The organism is Paraclostridium dentum (assembly GCF_012922555.1).
Lineage (GTDB): Bacteria > Bacillota > Clostridia > Peptostreptococcales > Peptostreptococcaceae > Paraclostridium > Paraclostridium dentum.
Genome location: NZ_WIPK01000180.1, coordinates 1 through 338, shown reverse-complemented (window position 1 = coordinate 338; position 338 = coordinate 1). Strand labels below are relative to the sequence as shown.

General features: G+C 67.8%; 1 pseudogene. It reads left to right on the top strand.

Features of this window, described 5'->3' with window-relative positions:
* Window positions 1-338, top strand: a pseudogene (locus GFJ41_RS21290) (type I glyceraldehyde-3-phosphate dehydrogenase); the annotation flags it as partial.

The window sequence follows — 338 nt, the reverse complement described above, 5'->3', positions numbered from 1 at the left end:
CTGCTCGACGCCAGTCATCGCGACCTGAGGCGCGCAAGGGCGGCGGCGCTCAACATCGTGCCCACATCCACCGGCGCGGCGAAGGCGGTGGCCCTCGTCCTACCCCAGCTCAAGGGCAAGCTCAACGGGATCGCCCTCCGTGTCCCGACCCCCAACGTGTCGGTGGTGGACCTCGTGGTGCAGGTGGAGAAGAAGACGTTCGCCGAGGAGGTGAACGAGGCTTTCAGGGAGGCCGCGTCCAAGGAGCTCAGCGGCATCCTGTCCGTGTGCGACGAGCCGCTCGTGTCGGTCGACTTCCGCTGCAGCGACGTCTCGTCCACCGTCGACTCGTCCCTGAC